We start from the raw sequence: 1,873 nt of genomic DNA on the forward strand, positions 1-1,873 counted from the left end.
GTTGCGCGCCGCCGCCAGCGGCAGCTCCGTGCCCGGCACCAGGATCTGGCGCACCGGGAAGCCGACCTCGGGCAGGTCGTAGGGCGCGTCCTGCATCACCGCGACGACGAACTCGGCGGGCTTTTGCGTCTGGCGCTCCAGGCCGCGGAGCACGTTGCGCAGGTGCGCCGGCCGGCCCTTGGCCAGGGTCACGACGGAAACGGTGGACATGGGGCGGTCTGGCTCCGGGAGGTTCAGGCGGTGCGGGATGCGGGCATGCGGCCGGAGACGACCGTGAGCGGAGCAGGCTCGGCCGCGCCGTACCAGAGTTCATCGGTCAGGCCTTCGAGCCATCCGGCGGCGCGCGCGGCGGCGTCCGGCGCGTAGAGGCTGCGCAAGGGGGCGGGGTCGAGGCCGCGCGCCCGGTCGAGGAGGTCGCGCCAGCCCCGGAGGTCGCCGGGCCAGATTGGGGCCTGGACCGCAGCCCCGAGCCGGACCAGGGCCTCGGCCTTCCGGGTCTGCTCGCCGAAGTAGCGCCATTCGGGCATCACGATCAGCCGGCCGCCGACGCGGGCGACCTCGTGGATCGTGTTGTCGCCGGCCGAGGCCACCACGATGTCGGCGGCGGCGAGGTAGTCGGTGACGGAGGGCACCCAGCCGAGCTCGCGCAGGTTGGCGAAGTCGGTCTCGTGGCCCTCGCGGTGGGTCGGCCCCAGGGTCAGCCACAGGGTGTCGGGCGCAGCCCGCGCCGCCACCGTCAGGGGTGCGTAGGGCGTACCGCTGCCGCCGCCCCCGGTGATGGCCACGACGATCTCGCGCTCAGCATCGAGGCCGAGCTTCGCCCGCGCCTCCGCTCGGTCGGGCACGCCGTCGACGCTGGTGCAGAGGCCCCCGCTGTAGAAGGTCTTGGCGCGCAGGGCGGCCGGGTAGTCGGCCTGCTCCATGCGCTCGTCGAAGGGGGCCAGCATCCCGACGCAGGCCTCGTAGGCGCCGACATGGCCGATGTCGGAACGGTCGCCGTGCATGCGGATCTGCACCGCGGGCACGCTGGCGATGCGCGCGAGCAGGGCGATCTCCGCCGAGACGTCGACCACGAACAGGCCGACGTCGCGCTCGTCGAGGTGGTCCAGGATGCGCCGCATGGTCCGGCGCATCTCGGCGAGCCCCAGCGGCACGCAGTGCATCACCTGCGGCGTCGGCTCCGCGTAGAGGCGCGGCGTCGGCACGGACGCGCCGATCATGTTCGGCAGCGGCACGATCTCGATGTCGCGGGAGAAACCGTCGAACAGCGACGGGCCGGCGGTCAGCACGGAGACGGGCCGGTCCTTTGCGAATTCGGCCGCCACCGCCATCGTGCGGTTGGCGTGGCCCCGTCCCTGATGGTGGACGAAGAACGCGATGGGCTTCTTCATGGCTGTGGGATTCGCGATCCGTCAGGAGAACAGGGCGTCGGGCCGCAGGGCGGCGGCGATCTCGGTCGGGTCCGGCCGGCGCAGGACTTGGATCGCGGGGGCGTCGTCGTCCCAGGCGATCAGCCCGGCGGCCCGGAACTGGTCGAGCCAGTAGGTCATGCACCAGCGCCCGTGCGCGCGCCGGAAGCGGGCGGCGTTGGCGAGGATGGCGTCGAAGTGCTGCAGCGGCGGCACGTGGACGGGATGGTGCTGGTGGTACGCGCGCGCGCCGCCGACCCAGAAGGTCGGCAGGCCGGAGGCTGCGAGGCGCATGGCGAGGTCGGTCTCCTCCCCGCCATAGCCGGCGTAAGCCTCGTCCATGCCGCCGCATGCGCGCCAGGCGTGGGCCGGGAGGGCGAAGGACATGCCCCAGAGCTGGCCCGGATCCGGCTCCCGTCGCAGGCCCTCGGCAGGAACCGGGGGACGGGCCGGATGCGCCCGGC

At 73.6% G+C, this 1,873-nt stretch carries 3 protein-coding genes; all 3 read right to left on the bottom strand.

The genetic code is table 11. The annotated features are described in order from the left end of the window. On the bottom strand, positions 1 to 210 hold a 210-nt coding region (locus FV222_RS24645), incomplete at its 3' end, for a glycosyltransferase family A protein (protein ID WP_147815876.1). A 23-nt stretch (positions 211 to 233) separates the two neighbouring features. After that, positions 234 to 1,391 (bottom strand): glycosyltransferase, encoded by a 1,158-nt coding sequence (locus tag FV222_RS24650; protein WP_147815877.1) that lies wholly within the window; start codon positions 1,389 to 1,391, stop codon positions 234 to 236. 21 nt (positions 1,392 to 1,412) lie between these two features. Beyond that, a partial coding sequence (locus FV222_RS24655; RefSeq protein ID WP_246685644.1) for a galactosyltransferase-related protein occupies positions 1,413 to 1,873 on the bottom strand: 461 nt, incomplete at its 5' end.

Source organism: Methylobacterium sp. WL103, from assembly GCF_008039885.1.
In the GTDB taxonomy this organism is placed as follows: Bacteria; Pseudomonadota; Alphaproteobacteria; order Rhizobiales; family Beijerinckiaceae; genus Methylobacterium; species Methylobacterium cerastii.

Excerpts from the sequence above, each read along its gene's own strand:
- FV222_RS24650 (WP_147815877.1), bottom strand. The coding sequence starts at position 1,391 with ATGAAGAAGCCCATCGCGTTCTTCGTCCACCATCAGGGACGGGGCCAC.